Raw genomic sequence first — 20657 nt, 5'->3', positions numbered from 1 at the left:
GTGGCCGGACGCCGCCCCTGGCCCGGGCGGCGGTGAGGAGCCGGTCACCTGGGGGAGGACGCTAGGCCGGACTGTGACGACCAGGTAACGCGGTGTACGGAACTGGCTTCGACGGATCGATTCGCGACCGTATGCGATCGCGTCACCTCCGCAGAATCGTCTCCTTCACACAGCGTGGTGACCGAAGCGCGGAATGCGGGACGAGCGGGCGGCCTGGAGTGCTATGGGCCGCATATATGCAAGGTCCGCGCGACGACCCTCACCGCGCGAACACCCGGGAACGGCACCCTGCCGTCCGTGGGGCCGTCAGCGACGAATTAGGCTCCGGCCCCATGGACGTACTCATCCATCTCTTCGTCGGCCTGCACATCATCGGCATCGCGGCGCTGCTCGGCGGTTTCCTCACCCAGGTGAAGGCGATGGGGCAGGGCGCGGCCCGCTTCGTGCCCGGGATGCTGCACGGCGCGCTGACCATGCTCGTCACCGGTGTGGTCCTCGTCGGCCTCAACCAGGCCGACGACCACCACATCAACACCATCAAGATCGGTCTGAAGCTGGCGCTGCTGATCGTGATCCTCGGGCTGGTCTACGTGAAGCGCGACGAGGAGAAGGTCGACAAGGCCGCCTTCGGCGTGGTCGGCCTGCTGACCATGACGAACATCTTCGTCGCCGTCCTGTGGACCTGACGGGCAGCGCCTGACGGACGCCTCAGCCCGGGCGGACCACGCTGTGGATGATCGATTCGCCGCCGTAGTACACCGATTCCTCGCGGACGTACGCGCCCGGCTTGGGAGCGTGGATCATCATGCCGTTGCCGATGTAGAGGCCGACGTGGCTGATGTCGTCGTAGAAGAAGATCAGGTCGCCCGGCCGCGCGTTCGCCAGGGAGACCGTGGTGCCCGCGTTGACCTGGTCGTACGTGGTGCGCGGGAGCGTGACGCCGGCGGCCTTCCAGGCGGCCTGGGTCAGGCCCGAGCAGTCGTAGGAGCCCGGCCCGGTGGCGCCCCACACGTACGGCTTGCCGATCTGGGCGCGGGCGAAGTCGAGGGCCTTGGCGGCCTTCGCGTCGTACGAGCTGGAGGACCCCGAGGACCCCGAGGACCCCGAAGCCGTGGAGCCGGCCGAGCCGGACGATGACGAACTGCTCGAGCCGGACGAGCTGTTCTGCTGCTGAGCGGCCGCCTGCTGCTTCGCCAGCTCGGCCGCCTTGCGGGCCGCCTCCTGCTGCTTCTCCCGCTCGATGGCGGCCAGCCGCGCCTTCTCCTGGGCGGTCAGCTGCGACAGCAGCTCGCGCGCGGAGGCGAGCTTCTGCTGGACGGTGGCCTTGGAGGTCTGCAGGTCGTGCTGCGAGTCGGTCAGCGTCCGCAGGCTCTGCGCGGCCTCTCGCCGCTCCTTCAGGGTGGCGGCCTGCTCGCCGATGTAGGCGTCGACCGCGCTCTTCTCGCGTGAGGTCAGCCGGTTCATCAGCTGGGTCTGGTCGAAGTAGTCCTGCGGGTTGTCCGCCAGCAGGAAGGTGGCCGTGCCGGGAGCGGCGGCGCCGGTGCGGTACTGGGCCGCGGCGAAGGAGCCCAGCTCCTCGCGGGCCTTGTTCAGGCGGCCGGTGCGGCGGGCGACCTCGTCCCGGAGGGCGTCGACGCGCCGTTGCTGCTTGCCTGTCTGGTCCTTGGCCGCGTCGTACTTCTCGGTGGCCGACTCCGCCTGCCGGTAGAGGTCGTCGACCTTCTTCTCCACCTCCTCCAGGCTGGGCCGGGCATGGTCCGTGCCGGGGGCGGCCTCGGCGGTCTGGGACAGCATGGCTATGGAGGTGAGGGCGGCGGTGGCGAGGACGGGGGTGCGAAGACCCACTCCGTTGTTCCCGCCAGGGCGCGGCTTGCGGTGCGACGCCAAGGGAGGCGACTCCTTCCAATGGGCCGCCTACCGGGTTAGCTGTCGGGTTCGGGCGCGGTTCGGAAGGGTTGCCCTACGGCGTCGTCCCGGACGGGAGTCGGCCGATTCACCCCGGGATCGGTGGGTCCCCGGCTCCAGGCACCCCGAGGGGGCGCGCCGGACTCGGCGGGGGCCGCGCACGCGGCCCGACGGCAACCTAGCCAACTGGTGTGACCAGTGTGAAGGTTGGTGCGTGATATGTCCGATACATTTTCGTGATCCGAGACAGGTTTCACGTTCCTGTCATTGGACGATTCCGCTGCGTAAGGGGCGTTCGGCGCTCGGCCCATGGGGTCTTCTTCCCGGGACGGCGACCGGTTGTCGGTGGGGCGCCCTAGACTCGGAGAGCGATGAGCAGCCTCTTTGACGACAGCTTCCTGGCGGACCTCCAGCCCTCGCGCGGGCACGAGGAGGAGCCCCCGCCGCCGCCCGAGGACGATCACGCTCCGGAGCCGCTTCCGGACGATCTGTTCGGCGGGAAGTTCGACGCGCCACCGGACCGGGACGCCTACTACCGCGACGGCGCCCCGCGCCCCGCGCTCGACGCGGCGGCACTGCTGGAGGGGCTGAACGGCAACCAGCGCGCCGCGGTCGTGCACGCCGGCTCCCCGCTGCTCATCGTCGCCGGCGCCGGCTCCGGCAAGACCCGTGTGCTCACCCACCGCATCGCCCACCTCCTCGCCGAGCGGAATGTGCACCCGGGCCAGATCCTCGCGATCACCTTCACCAACAAGGCCGCGGGCGAGATGAAGGAGCGCGTCGAGCACCTCGTCGGCCCGCGCGCGAACGCGATGTGGGTGATGACCTTCCACAGCGCGTGCGTGCGCATCCTGCGCCGGGAGAGCAAAAGGCTCGGCTTCACGTCGTCGTTCTCGATCTACGACGCCGCCGACAGCAAGCGCCTGATGGCCCTGGTCTGCCGCGATCTGGACCTCGACCCCAAGCGCTTCCCGCCGAAGTCGTTCAGCGCGAAGATCAGCAACCTGAAGAACGAGCTGATCGACGAGGAGGACTTCGCCGCCCGGGCGAGCGACGGTTTCGAGAAGACCCTCGCCCAGGCCTACGCGCTCTACCAGTCGCGGCTGCGCGAGGCCAACGCGCTCGACTTCGACGACCTGATCATGACGACGGTCAATCTGCTGCGCGCCTTCCCGGACGTCGCCGAGCACTACCGCCGCCGCTTCCGGCACGTCCTCGTCGACGAGTACCAGGACACCAACCACGCCCAGTACGCGCTGGTCCGCGAGCTGGTCGGCACCGGCGAGCGCGTCGGCGAGAACACCGCCACCCCGCCCGGCGAGAACACCGCCACCCCGCCCGGCGAGTACGACATCCCGCCCGCCGAGCTGTGCGTCGTCGGTGACGCGGACCAGTCGATCTACGCCTTCCGGGGTGCGACGATCCGCAACATCCTCCAGTTCGAGGAGGACTACCCGAACGCCACGACGATCCTGCTGGAGCAGAACTACCGCTCCACGCAGACGATTCTGAGCGCCGCCAACGCGGTCATCGAGCGCAACGAGTCCCGCCGCCCGAAGAACCTGTGGACCAACGCCGGCCAGGGCGCGCGGATCACCGGCTACGTCGCCGACACCGAGCATGACGAGGCGCAGTTCGTCGCCGACGAGATAGACCGCCTGGTCGACGCGGGCGACGCCAAGGCGGGCGACGTCGCCGTCTTCTACCGCACCAACGCCCAGTCCCGTGTCTTCGAAGAGGTCTTCATCCGCGTCGGCCTGCCGTACAAGGTCGTCGGCGGTGTCCGCTTCTACGAGCGCAAGGAGGTCCGGGACGTCCTCGCCTACCTGCGCGTCCTCGCCAACCCCGAGGACTCGGTGCCGCTGCGCCGCATCCTCAACGTCCCCAAGCGGGGCATCGGCGAGCGCGCGGAGGCGATGATCGACGCGCTCTCCCAGCGCGAGAAGATCAGCTTCCCGCAGGCCCTCAAGCGCGTGGACGAGGCGTACGGCATGGCCGCGCGTTCCACCAACGCGGTCAAGCGGTTCAACACGCTGATGGAGGACCTGCGCACGATCGTGGAGTCCGGGGCCGGACCGGCCACGGTCCTGGAGGCGGTGCTCGAACGCACCGGCTACCTGGCCGAGCTGCAGGCCTCCACCGACCCGCAGGACGAGACCCGTATCGAAAACCTCCAGGAACTCGCGGCCGTGGCCCTGGAGTTCGAGCAGGAGCGCGCGGAGGGCGAGCAGAGCACGCTCGCGGACTTCCTGGAGCAGGTGGCCCTCGTCGCCGACTCCGACCAGATCCCGGACGAGGAAGAGGGCGGCGGCGTCATCACCCTGATGACCCTGCACACCGCCAAGGGCCTGGAGTTCCCGGTCGTCTTCCTGACCGGCATGGAGGACGGTGTCTTCCCGCACATGCGCGCCCTCGGCCAGACCAAGGAGCTGGAGGAGGAGCGGCGCCTGGCCTACGTCGGCATCACGCGTGCGCGGGAGCGGCTGTATCTGACGCGCTCGGCGATGCGCAGCGCCTGGGGCCAGCCGTCGTACAACCCGCCCTCCCGCTTCCTGGAGGAGATCCCGCCCGCCCACGTGGAGTGGAAGCGCACGGGCGCGGCGGCGCCGGTCTCCTCGGGGCCGGCCTCCGGGATCGCGGCCTCACTGTCCTCGTCCCGCTCGCGCTCGTCGGCGGCGGGCGCGTCCGGGTTCGCCACCCGGCGGGCCTCCGACAAGCCGGTGGTGTCCCTGGCGGTCGGCGACCGGGTCACCCACGACCAGTTCGGGCTCGGCACGGTCGTCGCGGTGGCGGGCGCGGACGACAAGGCCCAGGCGACGATCGACTTCGGCGACGGCAAGCCGAAGCGGCTGCTGCTGCGGTACGCGCCGGTGGAGAAGCTGTAGACGAGACGAGGTGAGCCCCGCGGGTCCGGCGGGGCTCACCTACCTCGTGCCGGGCTCAGGTCGGGTCCAGCCCATGGCTGCGCAGCCAGGGCAGCGGGTCCACGGCCGCCCCGCCCGCCGGGTGCACCTCGAAGTGCAGGTGCGGGCCGGTGGAGTTGCCGGAGTTGCCGGAGTAGGCGATCGGCTGGCCGGCCTTGACGGTCGTACCCGCGGGGACGCGGTAGCTGGACAGGTGGCAGTACCAGGTCTGCGTGCCGTCCTTCGCCGTCAGTATCAGCATGTTGCCGTAGGCGCTGTTCCACTTGGTGGTGACGGTGCCGTCGGTCGCGGCCATCACCGTGGTGCCGTAGGAGACGGGGAAGTCGATGCCCGTGTGCACCGACATCCAGTTGACGCCCGCCTGGCCGAAGTAGGCGCTGAGGCCCTTCTGCGTGACCGGCAGGACGAACTTGGGGCGCAGCCGCTCCTTGAGCGCGGCCTCCGCGGCGGCCTTCCTCTTCTCCAGGTCCTGCTGGTTCTTGAGGTCGATCCGCTCCTGCGTGCGGCTGGCCCGGTCGGCGAAGTCGTCGGCGCCGGCGGAGAGCGTCCTGAGCTGGGTGTCCAGCTTGCTGTTGGCGGCGGCCGGCTTGACCGCCTGCGCGTCCGGGGCGGAGGCGGTGGTGTCCTTGCTGTCGTCGGTCAGCGCGCCGACCGAGGCGGCGGCGATCCCGGCGACCCCCATCACACAGGCCGAGGGCACGGCGATGGTCAGCAGCGCGGAGCGCTTGGCGGGCGTGCGGCGCCGGGAACGCGCCGCGCTGCGCACGCCCGCGCGTGTCGCGGGCGCCGGCGTGACCTCTTCCTGGTCCTCCAGCAGGCCGGGTGCGCCGGGCAGTTCACCGGTGCCGTCCGGACGGTCCTCGCCGGAGTGCGGCTCGCCGAAATCGGTGTCCGCGTACGGCGCCTGGTCCTCGTACTCCACCTGAGGAAAGGCCGCGGTCGCGTCGCCCACCTGCTCGAACGTGGCGGTGGCCTGCTGGTCGAACGGTTCGGCAGCCTGCCCGGACTCCGCCGTCACGGTCGGGCCTGCGGAGTTCCACTGGGTGGCGTCGTACGCGCCCGTCTCGAAGCTCTGGGTGCCCCACTCCCACTGCTGGGCCGGGCCGGAACCGCCGGACTGTTCGGGCTGCAGCCAGGCGCTCGTGTCCCAGTGGCCGCTGATGTCGTTGCCGGTGGCCTGCGCGGGGAGTGTCCAGGCGGTGGTGTCGTAGGCGCCGGAGTCATAGGCGGCGTGGTGCTGGGCCGCGTACGGGTCGTAGTGCGGCGTATGCCCGGTCTGCCACTGTGTGCTGTCGTACGTGCCGGTGCTCTGCTGGCCGGGCAGGCTGCCGAAGAGCGGATCGCTGTGGAAGGCGCCGGTGTTGTCGTGGCCGGATGCAAAACCGGTGGCGTCGTAGCCGCCGTACGTGGTGAAGTCGCCGTAGGGGGCTTCATGGGTCGCGTACGCCGCGTGCTCGTAGCGCGCGGAGGAGGCGTCGGAAGCCGGGGCCGGGGTGATCAGGGTCCCCGACGGGTGACGGTCGTTCACCAACTTCTCTTTCGCCTCGACAACAGGGGCTGCCAGAGCAGTGCGGCGACTGTACCCGCCGGTACCTGGGCTGGACAATCTTCGGTCGGTTTCGCGTTGGCCGGAAACGGGCATTCGGCGGTCTTTCGGGGGACCCCGGGCGTGAGTTTGGCCGAGAGTTCGATGAGCGTTCGATGTGCGGTGACTGTTGGTCACCTGTAGGTCACGCCACCGTCATGCCACGGTCAGACCGTCGGCGACCGCGTCCCCGGGCAGCGTGGTGTCGAGGACTTCACGTATCCCGGCCGCGACCGCGGGGTGCACGGGCAGGGCGAGATGCCCGATGCCGGTCACCTGGACGTTCTGCACGTCGAGGTCGGGGTGCTCGAGGCGGGCCGTCTCCACCGGATCCATGATGGAGTCCAGGTCGCTCCAGAAGCTGACGAACCGCGTGCGGCAGCCGGGCGCAGGCCGGGCCAGCTCCTCGATCACTCCCGAACCGGGCCGCATCTGGCGCACGATCGGATGGGCGTCTGCCAGCGGCACCGCCCTGGTCCCCGCGTGCGGGGTGCCCAGTGTGACGAGCGTGCGCACCCGCAGGTCCCCGCCGAGACACTGCACGTAATAGCGGGCGATCAGCCCGCCGAGGCTGTGGCCCACGATGTCGACGCGGGGACTGCCGGTGCGCTCGCAGATCTCCTCGACATGCCGGCCGAGCAGCTCGGCCGCGGCGCGGATGTCGCAGGTCAACGGCGAGTAGTTGAGCGACTCGACACGCTGCCCGCCGTGTTGGGCGAGGCTGCGGCGCAGCAGCACGAACACCGAGCGGTTGTCGATGAAGCCGTGCAGCAGCACCACCGGCGGCCCCGGCCGGACGGGCAGGTGGGCGGTGCCGTCCGCGGTGGGCAGGGCCGGGGAACGGCGTTCCTGGATGAGGCCGGTCGGATACAGCAGGAGGTGGCCGGCCAGGATCGCGGCCTCGAGGGCGGTCGCCTTGAGCAGCGCCATGGAGATTCCGGCGAATCTGCCGGGCCACAGGCGCCGGCAGAGGGGGAGGAGAAGTGGCGGTACTCCGGTGACCTTCATGGCCGACCTCCTGTCGGCACGCCGGAGGACGGCTCCATCCCCCGTGTGCCCTTATGTCCCACCGTGTGATTTCCCCCTCGCTGCGCACCGTAAAACTGCCGGTTGCGGGATGCTGGAGATAACGTTCGTTCACTTCGCGACGGGTGGCGGAACGCGCCAAAAGTGCGGTACTTGTCGTTACGGACGGAAGCGATCGCTTCCGGGGTCGTCTGATGGAGGCAGTGATGGGTGTGGCAGCCGGTCCGATCCGCGTGGTGGTCGCCAAACCGGGGCTCGACGGCCACGATCGCGGGGCCAAGGTCATCGCGCGTGCCCTGCGCGACGCCGGTATGGAGGTCATCTACACCGGGCTCCACCAGACGCCGGAGCAGATCGTGGACACCGCGATCCAGGAGGACGCCGACGCGATCGGCCTGTCCATCCTCTCGGGTGCGCACAACACGCTGTTCGCCGCGGTGATCGACCTGCTCAAGGAGCGCGACGCCGCGGACATCCTCGTCTTCGGCGGCGGCATCGTCCCGGACGAGGACATCCCGCCGCTGAAGGAGAAGGGCGTCGCGGAGATCTTCACTCCGGGTGCGACGACCACGTCGATCGTGGAGTGGGTGCGCGAGAACGTGGGTCAGCCGGCCGCGTCCGGGGGCTGAGCCGGCGGTGCCACCGGGGAGGCAACGCGGGTGGTGCCGGGCGGCGTCAGCTCGTCCGCCATCGCCGCCCGCAGCCGCAGCGTGGTGACCAGCCGCTGGAACGCCTCCGCCCAATACCCCCCGGCGCCCGGCGCCGCGTCCTCGCCTTCGTCGGGTATCGCCAGCAGAGCCTCCAGCCGGGCGGCCTCCGAGGGGTCCAGGCAGCGCTCCGCCAGCCCCATCACACCGCTGAAGCTCCACGGGTAACTGCCCGCGTCGCGGGCGATGTTGAGCGCGTCCACGACCGACCGGCCCAGCGGCGCGGCCCACGGCACCGCGCACACCCCGAGCAGCTGGAACGCCTCCGACAGGCCGTGCGTCGCGATGAATCCGGCCACCCACGCGGCCCGTTCCGCCGGGGCCAGGGCCGCCAGCAGCTTCGCGCGCTCCGCCAGGGACACCGCCCCCGGTCCGCCCGCCTCGGGTGCCGACGGTGCGCCGAGCAGCGCCCTCGACCAGTCGGCGTCCCGCTGCCGCACTGCCGCCCGGCACCAGGCCGCGTGCAGTTCGTCCTGCCAGCCGTCCGCCACGGGCAGTGCCACGACCTCCCGCGCCGTGCGCCCGCCCAGCCGCCCGGGCCAGGTGCCGAGCGGTGTTGCCTCCACCAACTGCCCGAGCCACCACGATCGTTCTCCTCTGCCTGCCGGAGGTGCGGCCACCACACCGTCGCGCTCCATGCTCGAGTCGCACTCGAGGGGCGGCTCGACCACGATCGCGGGCGCGCGCCGTGTGCGGTCGAGGGCGACACAGGCCGCGGCCCGTACGGCCATGCGCGCGGCGAGCGCCGAATCCGGCAGCGCCGACAGCAGTTCCGCCGCCGTCGCCCGGACATTGCGGCTGCGGTCGCCCAGCGCCCGTTCCAGGAACGGCTCGTCCTCGGCGGACAGGCCGGCGCGCAGCGCGTCGAGGAACATCAGCCGATCCTCCGCGCGCTCCTGCGGCCAGGTCGATGCCAGCAGCTCGCGCGCGAACGCGGGTTCACGCGCGCGCAGTGCGCCCAGCAGCGCCACCCGCTCGGCGAACAGCCCTTCCTGCCACAGCCGGCGCACCGCCCCCGCGTCCTCGGGGCCGGGCAGCGCGGCGCCGCCGCCGGGGGCCGCGCGCAGGGCGAAGCGCCAGTCCCCGTTCAGCCGGGCCAGCCACATCGCGCGCGGGCCCGCGAACGCCAGTGCCGCCGGGCGCAGGTCCGTACGGCCCCGGGCCGCGTCCAGCAGAGCGGGAAGCGCCTGCGGGGGCGGTGCGTACCCGTGTGCGACGGCCGCCGCGAGCCACTGCGGGAGCAACTCCGTCAGATCCGGCGCGCTGCCCCTGCGCCCGCCGCCCGCCCCGCCCGAGCGGTCGGCCAGCAAGGTGGCGAGCCTGCGCGCCGCCGCCGCGGGCAGGGGCGGGCGCGGGTCCTCGGGCGCGCTCCGGCCGCCCGGCCGCCCGCGCGGGCCGCAGCCCGGCCCGTCGCCTCACGGTCGCCACGGCGGCCGCGTCCAGCAGCGCCAGGGGAGCCTCCCGGCCGGGCGCGGCACTCGCCGGAGGGCGCCGGCCGGTGCCGAGCAGGGCGGCGGTGACCAGGTCGTCCCAGGTGTCCGCGGGCGCCGCGCCGGCCCGGATGGTCGAGGTCGTGTTCATGTCGTGCTCCTTCTGCCGGCGTAGGGCTGACGCCGTGGGGCGTCGCCCTGCGCTTCGGGCCCGGTCAGCACAGCGGCACCGCCGCGTCCGTCCCCGCGGCCCAGGCCGTGAGCGGGGTGAAGCCGCGGTGGCCGCACTCGCCGAAGACCGTCACGGGCGAGCCGCCGGACAGGGCGACCAGCCGCCACAGGCCGGGGCGGGAGCGCACGGCCCGGGTCAGCGGCAGCGCCGAGTCCGCATCGGCGTCCGCCAGTTGCCACATCTCGCCGTCCGGGACCGGTATCACCTGCTCCAGCGTGACGGGGACGGACTCCAGCCAGGGATCGTCGCGCAGCGCCTCGCCGTAGCGGGCCGCCGCCTCGGCCGTGGACACGCCCGGCGGGCGGAACGCGGCCGGCGCCGGCGGGCCGAACCGCTCGCCCAGAGCGGCCCGGGCCCGGCCGGACCCCGGATGACCGGTCAGCTCCGCCTCCAGGGCCAGGCCGACCGGCAGGGACAGCTCCGGCGCCCGGCCCGCCGCGCCGTACGACAGCAGCAGCCGCGTGGTGGCCGATGCGGCGCCGTGCAGCCAGATCCGGCGGGTCGTCAGTTTCGCGTCCACCGTGTCGTACTGGGCGAGGACCAGCCAGCGGTCGCGCACCGGCGCACCGTCCGCCGGAGCCGGCAGGCCGATCCGGGAGCGGACCGTCGCCGCGAGTGCCTCCGGCAGCCGGTCGCGGCGCAGCCAGCCCTGGTCGAGCAGATGCAGTAGCGCGCACTCCTCCAGCAGCCTTCCCGGCCAGCCCGGCCCCGACGCCGGTATCGCCCCCAACTCCCGTACCCGCGCGGCGAGTCCGGGCGCCTGCGCGTCGACCATGCGGGCCGCCGTCTCGTCCCACACCCCGTATCCCGACTGCTCTGCCGAGGCCAGGCCGCCGCGCAACAGGTCGGCGAGGCGCTGCTCCAGCTCCGTCGCGCCCGCGGTGACCCGCTCGGCCCGGCGCTCCGCGCGCCGCCGCGCCGCCCCCGGATCCACGGGCCCGGCCGCCGGACTCCCCTCGTCCCGGCCCGGTGTGCCCTCGGCCCGCTCGCGTCTCCCCTTGAGCCACCGCTCGGCCCAGTCCGGCGGCTCGGCGGAGACCGGCACCGCACCGTCGCCGTCCGCCCACAGCAGAAGCAGCCCGAGCGCGTGCTTGCACGGGAACTTACGGCTCGGGCAACTGCACTTGCACGCCGGTCCGGCCAGATCGACCACCGTCCGGTACGGCCTGCTGCCACCGCCCTTGCACAGCCCCCACACCGTCCCCTCTCCACTGCCGGCCTCGGACCACGGACCCGCCGTGCCGAGCTTGCTCCCCGCTGTGCGTGACGCGGCGTCAGGCGCCAGTGCCAGCACCTGCTCCGCGGTCCAGCGCACCCCCTGCCCAGTCATGCCTCCGACGGTAGGTCCCGCCACTGACAATCGGCCCGGAGTCGGCATTTGTGCAGGTCAGAGCGATTGTCAGTGGCGTGGTGCACGGTTGGTGGCAGATCCGAACCGGCCGAGCTGGAGGGGGCCTTAGCCATGACTGTGTCCATGGAAGCGACGTCCGTCGAAGCGAACGGGACCAAGGAGCCGCAGGCGCTGCGACCGCACGCCGAGCACACCTTCGCCGCCGAACTGGCCGCACTCGCCGGGCAGGACGACCGCCCGCGCCCGGCGCGCTGGAAACTGTCCCCGTGGGCGGTGGCGACGTACCTGCTCGGCGGCACCCTGCCGGACGGCACGGTGATCACACCCAAGTACGTGGGCCCGCGCCGCATCATCGAGGTCGCCGTCACCACGCTCGCCACCGACCGCGCCCTGCTCCTGCTCGGTGTCCCCGGCACCGCGAAGACCTGGGTCTCCGAACATCTGGCGGCGGCGGTCAGCGGCGACTCCACCCTGCTCGTCCAGGGCACGGCCGGCACCCCGGAAGAGGCGATCCGGTACGGCTGGAACTACGCGCGGCTGCTCGCGCACGGCCCGAGCCGCGACGCCCTCGTGCCCAGCCCCGTCATGCGGGCCATGGCCGAGGGCATGACGGCGCGCGTCGAGGAGCTGACCCGTATCCCGGCCGATGTGCAGGACACGCTGATCACGATCCTGTCGGAGAAGACGCTGCCCGTCCCGGAGCTGGGCGAGGAGGTCCAGGCGGTCCGCGGGTTCAACCTCATCGCCACCGCCAACGACCGCGACAGAGGAGTCAACGACCTCTCCAGCGCGCTGCGCCGCCGCTTCAACACCGTGGTGCTGCCGCTGCCGGAGAGCGCCGAGGCCGAGGTCGACATCGTCACGCGCCGGGTCGGGCAGATCGGCCGCTCCCTCGACCTGCCGGCGGCGCCCGACGGCATCGAGGAGATCCGCCGGGTCGTGACCGTCTTCCGCGAGCTGCGCGACGGCGTCACCGCCGACGGCCGCACGAAGCTGAAGTCGCCCAGTGGCACGCTGTCCACGGCCGAGGCGATCTCCGTGGTCACGAGCGGCCTCGCCCTGTCGGCGCACTTCGGTGACGGCGTACTGCGCCCGGGCGACGTCGCCGCCGGCATCCTCGGCGCCGTGGTCCGCGATCCGGCGGCCGACCGGGTCGTCTGGCAGGAGTACCTGGAGACCGTGGTCCGCGAGCGTGCGGGCTGGACGGACTTCTACCGCGCCTGCCGGGAGGTGAGCGCATGACCGACTCCGCCCGGCCCGCGGGGTACGGCTCCGGGCCGCTGCTGCTCGGTGTGCGGCACCACGGGCCGGGCTCCGCCCGCGCGGTGCGGGCCGCGCTGGCCGCCGCCCGTCCGCGCACCGTCCTGATCGAGGGCCCGCCCGAGGCCGACGCGCTGATCCCGCTCGCCGCCGACCCCGGTCTGCGGCCCCCGGTCGCCCTGCTCGCCCACGCGGTGGACGAGCCCGGCCGCTCGGCGTTCTGGCCGTTCGCCGAGTTCAGCCCCGAGTGGGTGGCGATCCGCTGGGCCCTGGAACACGGCGTCCCGGCCCGCTTCATCGACCTGCCGGCCACGCACACGCTCGCGTGGGAGCAGAAGGAGGAACAGGGAGAGCAAGTCCCGCAGGACGCCGGCGAGTCCCTGGGCACCGACGGCCCCCGGGCCGATGACGGGCCCCGGGCCGGCGACGGGCCTCAGGTCGGCGAGGAGGCTCAGGCCGGCGACAAGCCCCAGGACACCGACCCGCTGGCCGCGCTCGCCGGGGCCGCCGGGTACGACGACCCCGAGCGCTGGTGGGAGGACGTCGTCGAGCACCGGGGGCCGGGCGGGCGGGACCCCTTCGCGCCGTTCGCCGCCCTGGAGGAGGCCATGGGCGCGCTCCGCGAGCGGTACGGCACCGGCGGGCACGCGCGCGATCCGGTGCGGGAGGCGCACATGCGGCTCGAACTGCGCGCCGCGCGCAAGGAGTTCGGGGACGAGGTGGCCGTGGTGTGCGGGGCCTGGCACGTGCCCGCGCTGCGCGCGAGGACCACCGTCGCCGCCGACCGCGCCCTGCTGAAGGCACTGCCCAGGATGAAGGTGGATCTGACCTGGGTGCCATGGACGCACCGCAGGCTCGCCAGGGCCGGCGGATACGGCGCGGGGATCGACTCGCCGGGCTGGTACGGCCATCTGTTCCACGCCCCCGACCGGCCGGTCGAGCGCTGGCTGACCAAGGTGGCGGGGCTGCTGCGCGCGGAGGACCGGATCGTCTCGTCCGCCCATGTGATCGAGGCCGTCCGGCTCGCCGAGACCCTGGCGGCGCTGCGCGGCAGGCCGCTGCCCGGGCTGAGCGAGACCACCGACGCCGTGCGCGCGGTGATGGGGGACGGCTCCGACGTGCCGCTGGCCCTGGTGCACGACCGGCTGGTCGTCGGGGACGTCCTCGGAGAGGTGCCGGAGTCGGCCCCGGCGGTGCCGCTCCAGCGGGACCTGGTCCGGCAGCAGCGGGCACTGCGGCTCAAACCTGAGCCGCTGGAGCGGGAGTTGGAACTGGACCTGCGCGGGGACACCGACGCCGGCCGCAGCAGGCTGCTGCACCGGCTCCGGCTGCTCGGCGTCGGCTGGGGCGAACCGGCCCGGTCGCGGGGGAGCACGGGCACTTTCCGCGAGACCTGGCGGCTGCGCTGGGAACCGGAGCTGTCGGTGCGGGTCGCCGAGGCGGGTGTGTGGGGGACGACCGTACGCGGTGCGGCGCAGGCCAAGGCGGAGGCGGACGCGGCGGTCGCGTGCGCCCTCGCCGATGTCACCACGCTCGCCGAGCACTGTCTGCTGGCCGGTCTGCCGGACGCCTTGCCCGTGGTCATGCGGGTGCTGGCCGACCGGGCCGCGCTCGATCCGGACGTCGGCCAGCTGGCCCAGGCCCTGCCCGCCCTGGTCCGCTCCCTGCGCTACGGCGATGTGCGCGGCACCGACACCGGTGCGCTGGCCGGAGTCGCGGCGGGCCTGGCCGAGCGGATCTTCGTCGGCCTGCCGTCGGCCTGCACCGCGCTCGACGCGGACGCGGCGGAGGAGATGCGCGCCCAAGTGGACGCCGTGCACGCGGCGGTGGGGCTGCTCGCGGAGACACAGGCGGGTGCGAGCGCCGGTGCCGACGGCGCTGGTCCCGGGGCGGCCGGCGGCCATCTGAGGGACCGCTGGCGTGCCGTGCTGCGGACGCTGGCGCTGCGCGACACCGTGGCCGGTGTCCTGCAGGGGCGGGCGGTGCGACTGCTGCTCGACGACGGCGCGCTGGAAGCGGAGAAGGCGGCGCGGCTGATGGGGCTCGCCCTGTCGCCGGGGACACCGCCCGCCGACGCGGCCGCCTGGATCGAGGGCTTCGCCGGCGGCGGGGGCGGACTGCTGCTGGTGCACGACGAGCGGCTGCTCGGCCTGATCGACAGCTGGCTGACGGCAGTGCCGGCAGAGGCGTTCACGGACGTACTGCCGCTGCTGCGGCGGACGTTCGCGGCGTACGACCCGGGGGCGCGCAGAACCCTGGGCGAGCTGGTCCGGCGCGGGCCGGAAGAGGCGGGAGGGCGGGCCGGGGCCGGGGGCGGAACACCGGGCTTCGCCACGGAGGCCGACGCCGGGCGCGCCGATGCCGTGCTGCCGGTGCTGCGGCTGCTGCTCGGCATGGACGACGCCGAGCCCGCGACGACCGACGACAACAGCCTTGCGGGGGTGGGCACATGACGACCGAGCCGACGACGACCGCAGTCGGCACTGGCACTGATAGCGGCGATCCGGCGCGGGAGCGCCTGCGGCGGTGGCGGCTGGTGCTCGGCGGGGACCAGGCCGACGGCACCGGGTGTGCGCTGTCCGGGCGGGACGCGGCGATGGACGGCACGCTCGCCGCGCTCTACGGCAAGGGGGACAAACCCCAGGCGGGCAGGGACCGTTCGGCGGGGCTCGGCGCCTCGGCGCCGTCCGTGGCGCGTTGGCTCGGTGACGTCCGCCGCTACTTCCCGTCCTCCGTCGTCCAGGTCATGCAGCGTGACGCCATCGACCGGCTCGGCCTCTCCTCGCTGTTGCTGGAGCCGGAGATGCTCGAGGCGGTGGAGGCCGACGTGCACCTGGTCGGCACCCTGCTGTCGCTGAACAAGGCGGTGCCGGAGACGACGAAGGAGACGGCACGCGCGGTCGTCCGCAAGGTGGTCGAGGACCTGGAGAAGCGGCTCGCGACCCGCACCCGGGCCACCCTCGACGGTGCCCTCGACCGCAGCGCGCGCATCAGCCGCCCGCGCCACCACGACATCGACTGGAACCGCACGATCGCGGCCAACCTCAAGCACTACCTGCCCGAGTACCGCACGGTCGTGCCGGAACGGCTCGTCGGATACGGGCGGGCGGCGCGGTCGGTGAAGAAGGAGGTCGTGCTCTGCATCGACCAGTCCGGCTCGATGGCCGCGTCCGTGGTCTACGCGTCCGTGTTCGGCGCGGTGCTCGCCTCCATGCGGTCGATCAGCACGCGGCTCGTCGTCTTCGACACGGCGGTGGCCGACCTCACCGACCAGCTGGACGATCCCGTCGACGTCCTCTTCGGCACCCAGCTCGGCGGCGGCACGGACATCAACCGGGCGCTCGCCTACTGCCAGTCGCAGATCACCCGGCCCGCCGAGACGGTGGTCGTGCTCATCAGCGACCTCTACGAGGGCGGCATCCGCGACGAAATGCTCAAACGGGTGGCGGCGATGAAGGCGTCCGGGGTGCAGTTCGTGGCGCTGCTCGCGCTGTCGGACGAGGGAGCGCCCGCGTACGACCGGGAGCACGCGGCGGCACTCGCCGCGCTCGGCGCACCGGCCTTCGCCTGCACGCCCGACCTCTTCCCTGAAGTCATGGCGGCGGCGCTGGAGAAGAGACCGCTGCCGATACCGGACAACGCATGACACCAGGCAGGAAAGGGGATATGGGTACCCATCAGTAACAGGGGGGTTGCGCGGCCCGAGGCGTGCCGTGCAAGGATCGGCGGAGCCCCTGTCGCGCCGATCCGAGGATGTTCCTCTCCTTGTTGACCTTCCCAGCAGCCCTTCTCGGTACCACCGTGCGCGTACTGCGTACGGCGGCCGGGCGGCGTGTGCTCCAACTGGGGCTGCTGGTCGGCACGCTGTTCGCGCTGGGGTTCCTCTGCGGCGAGCAGGCACACGCGGCCGACGGGCCCCCGGTGCGCGGGACGTTGGCCAGCGCGCCGGAGACGGTGACACCGGCGCGGCCCGGGACGCCCGGGACGGCCGGGTCCGAGGATCCGGTGCGCGCGGTGCGCGCGGGTGGCGAGAAGGCCGTGGGCTCCGTCCTTGCGGGCGGCGAGCGGATCGTCACCCCCGTGCGTGCGACCGGTGAGAAGGCCGTCGGCTCCGTACGGGGCGTGGTGTCCGCTGTGGGCGCCGTGTCCCGGTCCGTCGTCGGGGAGCCGACGGCGCGGCCCGAGGTGTCCTCCCTGCCCCTTCCCGACCTCGGCCGGGCCGTGGAAGTGCCCGTCCAGGTGCCGCAGGGGGCGAACACCCCGGTGGCCGGCCCGCGGCACCACGACGGTGCGGCGGTTCCGGCCCGGGGCACGGTCTCGGCCGCGCCCCACCAGCGGCACGCCCACGCCGGGGCCGGCACCGCCGCCACCGCGCCGGCGCCGTTCGACTCGTACGGCCCGGCGGTCACTCCCGCGCCACGGACCTCGGCGCACACCTCCGCGCACCACGGCACCGCCGCCGGCCACCCGGGCCGCCCGGCGCCCACCGGAGACCCGGACGGTGCGCTGGGCAAGCAGGCGGTCGGCGGCAGCGCCTCCCGCCACGGTGACGCGCACGCCGTCACCTTCGGCAACCGGGCGCCCCTGCGGCTCGTGCTCGGCGCCGCCGCGCGCGTCGACGCGCCCCGCACCCGGGAACGGCACCGGGACATCCCCGTCTTCCCCGGCTAGGCAGTACGGCCGACCTCCCCGCCACGGACCTGCCGCGCGGGGGCGGAACAGGTCTGCCCGTCCGTCCGGGCCTCAAGGATCAGCCCCGTCGATCAGCCCCTCGCTCCACCGGCTCCCTGATCCCACGGCTCCCCGAACTCCCGATCCCCCGATCTCCTGATCCCGGGATCCGCTGGATCCCCGGATGCTCGGATCCTCGGATCCCAGGTCAATGATCGGCGATTCCCGGACGGAACCCCCTAGCCAGCCGTTTCCGAAGGAATTGACGCACGCAATGAACAAGAACATCCGCCGTTCGATCGTGATTGCCGCCGGCGTCACCGGCGCGTGGGCGCTCGGCTCGGCCGCCGCCAGTGCCGACGAGTTGTCCGCCACTTCCCAGTCCGTCCCGGACGCGGGCACCGATTCTGTGGCCGGGACCGTGGACGGACTCCTCACGGGCGTCCACGACACGGTCTCCGGTGTAACGAACACCGTGAACGACACGGTCTCCGGCGTGGCCGGCACGGCCGCGTCGGCCACGCCGGCCGCCTCGGACACCACCGCGCAGGCCACGCGGCCCGCACAGGCCGTGTCCGGCCTCACCAGCACAGCCGACCAGACAGGACGGTCCACCGGCGCCAAGGCCCCGGCCGCCGCGAAGACGAAGACGCGGAGCATGCGGGGCGCCGAGGCCATCAGCGGCGCGCGGGTGGCCCGTGCGGCGCAGGGCTCCGCGCGGGTGCGCGTCCAGGCCGGTCAGGACCGTGCCCAGGCGCGCGTCCAGGCCGAAGGGGCGCACGGCGTCGGCCAAGCCGCCCACGAGGTCGCGCACGTCGCCTCGTCCGCTCCCCACAGCGCGATCGACTACCTCTTCGGCCCGCTCGCCTCCTTCGCCCCCGAGGTGGAGGAGGTGCTGGCCGCCGCCCAGACCAAGCTCCAGGCCACCCAGGCGACCGCCCGTGCCCAGGCTGAGGGGGTCCAGGGCGCCGTACGGACGACGGTGCGGCAGACCGTCGCCGGTGCGCAGGGCCGGACCGCCGGTGCCACGGGCTTCGCGCGCGGCGCGGCAGCCGAGGCGGCCGGCGCGGCACAGGCTTCCGTCGCCGCCGTGCCCGGGCATGTCACCGGCTCGGTCACGGGTGTCGAGCAGCGGGCGGTCGGCACGGTGCGGTCGGTGCCGGGCGCCGTCACACCGGTGGTGGACGAGACGACCGCGGCGGTTGTCCCGCCGGCCGCCGCCACGGCCCTGCACGGTGCCGTGCCGATCGCCGGCCAGGCGGTGGCAGGCGTACGGCCCACGGCCACGCACGCGTACGAGACGGCCGGGTACGCCGCCACAGCCGTGCACGGGACCGCCGGGTACGCCGCCTCTGCTGTGGACGGGACGGCCGGGTACGCCGCCTCCACCGTGCACGGGATCACCGCCGATGTGTGGAGCGTCGCGACGGGTGCCGTGGCCGATGTGCGGCCGGGCGTCAGCGGCGCTGTCGACGGCGTGCCGGGCTACGCCGGCGGGCTGGCCGGGCAGGTCGTACGGGACACCACGGATGCCGTGCTGCCGCCGGTGGCCGCCGGTGCCGTGCACGGAGTCGTGCCGGTCGCCGGGCAGACCGCGGCCGACGCGGGCGCCCTCGGCCACGGTGCGGCCGATGACGTCCACCTCTTCGCGGGAGGCGTCGTCGGCGCCGTACCGCCGCTCGCGCACGGGGTGGCCGGGCGCACCGCCGCCTTCGCCGCGGGAGCGACCGGGCACACCACCGCTGTCGCCCAAGGTCTGACGGGCCAGGCCGACGCCGTTGCCACGAGCGCGGCCGGGCAGGCGGGCGGCTTCGCCGGTAGCGCGACCGCGCAGGCCGTCGCCACGTACCCGCAGGACACGGTCCACCACCAGGACCCGTACGGCGTCCATCAGAACCGGTACGGCGTGCAGGGCGTCTGAGAGCCGGGCCGAGCGCCCGAAGCTGCGCTCCGCGGGGTGACCGGACCCGGACGGCCGAATGCCGTCGGACCGTCCGGCCGGGGCCCCGCGGGCCGGGCGGGTGGTCCTCATTGGGGTGGGGATCAACCGCCGCGGGCCCCGGCACCACCGGGGCCCTCCAGAGGCCTCACCGGGTCAACCCCAGCCCGGTGAGGCCTCGCACATCTCCCCGTACGGCACACCTGTCGCGGCACGCCGTGCCAATGAACCCGGCATCATGTGACAGGTATCACCGCTCAGGTGTGACCCTCGATTTAGGGAGCCCCCGCAACCGGCGATAACCTGCGAGACGGACATGCCGCGCGCTCGGACACCGTGTGCGCCCCCCTTGTGACAAGCGGACGTCACGTTGCCCTTCGCGGCACGCCCACGCATCCAACGAACCGCGAGATCACTGATAGGGACGGAAGCGCGTGGACCTGTTCGAGTACCAGGCGAGGGACCTCTTCGCCAAGCACGATGTACCGGTGCTGGCCGGTGAAGTCATCGACACGCCTGAGGCGGCGCGCGAGATCACCGAGCGGCTGGGCGGCAAGTCCGTCGTCAAGGCGCAGGTGAAGGTCGGTGGTCGCGGCAAGGCCGGCGGCGTCAAGCTGGCCGCCTCCGCGGACGAGGCCGTCGCCCGTGCGACGGACATCCTCGGCATGGACATCAAGGGCCACACGGTCCACAAGGTCATGATCGCCGAGACCGCTCCGGAGATCCTCGAGGAGTACTACGTCTCCTTCCTCCTCGACCGTGCCAACCGCACCTTCCTCTCCATCGCCTCCGTCGAGGGCGGCATGGAGATCGAGGAGGTGGCCGCCACCCGTCCGGAGGCCGTCGCCCAGACGCCGATCAACCCGATCGACGGTGTGACCCCCGAGAAGGCCCGCGAGATCGTCGCGGCCGCGAAGTTCCCGGCCGAGGTCGCGGACAAGGTCGCGGACGTCCTCGTCAGGCTGTGGGACACCTTCATCAAGGAGGACGCCCTCCTGGTCGAGGTCAACCCGCTGGCCAAGGTCGCCTCCGGCGACGTCATCGCCCTCGACGGCAAGGTGTCGCTCGACGACAACGCCGAGTTCCGTCACCCGGAGTTCGAGGAGCTGCACGACAAGGCCGCGGCCAACCCGCTCGAGGCCGCCGCCAAGGCGAAGAACCTCAACTACGTCAAGCTCGAGGGCGAGGTCGGCATCATCGGCAACGGCGCCGGTCTCGTGATGAGCACCCTGGACGTCGTCGCGTACGCCGGTGAGAAGCACGGTGGCGTCAAGCCCGCCAACTTCCTGGACATCGGCGGCGGCGCCTCCGCCCAGGTCATGGCGAACGGCCTGGAGATCATCCTCGGCGACCCGGACGTCAAGTCCGTGTTCGTCAACGTCTTCGGTGGCATCACCGCCTGCGACGAGGTCGCCAACGGCATCGTCCAGGCCCTCAAGCTCCTCGAGGACCGCGGCGAGAACGTCACCAAGCCGCTCGTCGTCCGCCTCGACGGCAACAACGCCGAGCTGGGCCGGAAGATCCTCACCGACGCCAACCACCCGCTGGTGCAGCGCGTCGACACCATGGACGGCGCGGCCGACAAGGCCGCCGAGCTGGCCGCCGCCAAGTAAGCACTCAGGACGAG

The 20657-nt window shown here is 73.1% G+C and carries 13 protein-coding genes, 1 pseudogene and 1 riboswitch; of the genes and pseudogenes, 9 read left to right on the top strand and 5 right to left on the bottom strand.

Going from position 1 to position 20657, the window contains the following annotated elements:
- Positions 1-332: 332 nt before the first annotated feature.
- Entirely contained in the window at positions 333-686 is a 354-nt protein-coding gene (locus A6P39_RS18075; RefSeq protein WP_067050840.1) for a hypothetical protein, read from the top strand.
- A 22-nt stretch (positions 687-708) separates the two neighbouring features.
- Here the strand turns inward: A6P39_RS18075 and A6P39_RS18070 are convergent, their stop codons facing one another.
- Positions 709-1887, bottom strand: a complete 1179-nt coding sequence (locus A6P39_RS18070) for a C40 family peptidase (RefSeq protein WP_067050837.1) — start codon at positions 1885-1887, stop codon at positions 709-711.
- A gap of 7 nt (positions 1888-1894) precedes the next feature.
- Positions 1895-2051, bottom strand: a riboswitch (cyclic di-AMP (ydaO/yuaA leader).
- 225 nt (positions 2052-2276) lie between these two features.
- On the opposite strand from A6P39_RS18070, the gene pcrA reads away from it, so the two are divergent.
- Positions 2277-4790, top strand: coding sequence for a DNA helicase PcrA (gene pcrA, locus A6P39_RS18065; protein WP_067050834.1), 2514 nt, complete (start codon positions 2277-2279; stop codon positions 4788-4790).
- 55 nt (positions 4791-4845) lie between these two features.
- On the opposite strand, the gene A6P39_RS18060 is transcribed toward pcrA, so the two are convergent.
- Together A6P39_RS18060 and A6P39_RS18055 are read right to left on the bottom strand one after the other, a co-directional pair.
- A complete protein-coding gene (locus A6P39_RS18060; protein WP_067050831.1) occupies positions 4846-6357 on the bottom strand; it encodes a M23 family metallopeptidase in 1512 nt (503 codons plus the stop codon).
- Positions 6358-6570: 213 nt separating this feature from the next.
- Positions 6571-7422, bottom strand: a complete 852-nt coding sequence (locus tag A6P39_RS18055) for an alpha/beta fold hydrolase (RefSeq protein WP_067050828.1) — start codon at positions 7420-7422, stop codon at positions 6571-6573.
- A 224-nt stretch (positions 7423-7646) separates the two neighbouring features.
- On the opposite strand from A6P39_RS18055, the gene A6P39_RS18050 reads away from it, so the two are divergent.
- On the top strand, positions 7647-8069 hold the full coding sequence (locus A6P39_RS18050) for a cobalamin B12-binding domain-containing protein (protein WP_067050824.1): 423 nt from the start codon (positions 7647-7649) through the stop codon (positions 8067-8069).
- Here the strand turns inward: A6P39_RS18050 and A6P39_RS18045 are convergent.
- Both A6P39_RS18045 and A6P39_RS18040 read right to left on the bottom strand, forming a co-directional pair.
- Positions 8045-9728, bottom strand: a pseudogene (locus A6P39_RS18045) (DUF5691 domain-containing protein). The gene A6P39_RS18050 and the pseudogene A6P39_RS18045 overlap by 25 nt on opposite strands.
- Positions 9729-9792: 64 nt before the next feature.
- Entirely contained in the window at positions 9793-11139 is a 1347-nt protein-coding gene (locus A6P39_RS18040; RefSeq protein WP_067050818.1) for an SWIM zinc finger family protein, read from the bottom strand.
- 132 nt (positions 11140-11271) lie between these two features.
- Here A6P39_RS18040 and A6P39_RS18035 point away from each other — a divergent pair, with 132 nt between their 5' ends.
- The 6 genes from A6P39_RS18035 to sucC all read left to right on the top strand — a co-directional run bounded on the left by A6P39_RS18035 (position 11272) and on the right by sucC (position 20643).
- Positions 11272-12402: an ATP-binding protein gene (locus tag A6P39_RS18035; RefSeq protein ID WP_067050815.1), complete on the top strand. Its 1131-nt coding sequence runs from the start codon at positions 11272-11274 to the stop codon at positions 12400-12402.
- Entirely contained in the window at positions 12399-14873 is a 2475-nt protein-coding gene (locus tag A6P39_RS18030; RefSeq protein WP_067050812.1) for a DUF5682 family protein, read from the top strand. Before A6P39_RS18035 ends, A6P39_RS18030 begins: the two co-directional genes overlap by 4 nt.
- Positions 14870-16066 carry a VWA domain-containing protein gene (locus A6P39_RS18025; protein WP_079133573.1) on the top strand — a complete coding sequence of 399 codons (1197 nt, stop codon included), beginning with the start codon at positions 14870-14872 and terminating at the stop codon, positions 16064-16066. Before A6P39_RS18030 ends, A6P39_RS18025 begins: the two co-directional genes overlap by 4 nt.
- Positions 16067-16221: 155 nt before the next feature.
- A complete protein-coding gene (locus tag A6P39_RS18020) occupies positions 16222-17091 on the top strand; it encodes a hypothetical protein (RefSeq protein WP_159396122.1) in 870 nt (289 codons plus the stop codon).
- Between the two features lie 274 nt (positions 17092-17365).
- On the top strand, positions 17366-19012 hold the full coding sequence (locus A6P39_RS18015; RefSeq protein WP_067050809.1) for a hypothetical protein: 1647 nt from the start codon (positions 17366-17368) through the stop codon (positions 19010-19012).
- A gap of 452 nt (positions 19013-19464) precedes the next feature.
- Positions 19465-20643, top strand: a complete 1179-nt coding sequence (gene sucC / locus A6P39_RS18010; protein WP_067050806.1) for an ADP-forming succinate--CoA ligase subunit beta — start codon at positions 19465-19467, stop codon at positions 20641-20643.
- Positions 20644-20657: the final 14 nt, after the last annotated feature.

The sequence above is a fragment of the Streptomyces sp. FXJ1.172 genome, assembly GCF_001636945.3.
Classification (GTDB): domain Bacteria; phylum Actinomycetota; class Actinomycetes; order Streptomycetales; family Streptomycetaceae; genus Streptomyces.
This window is presented reverse-complemented; position numbering and strand designations above follow the sequence as displayed.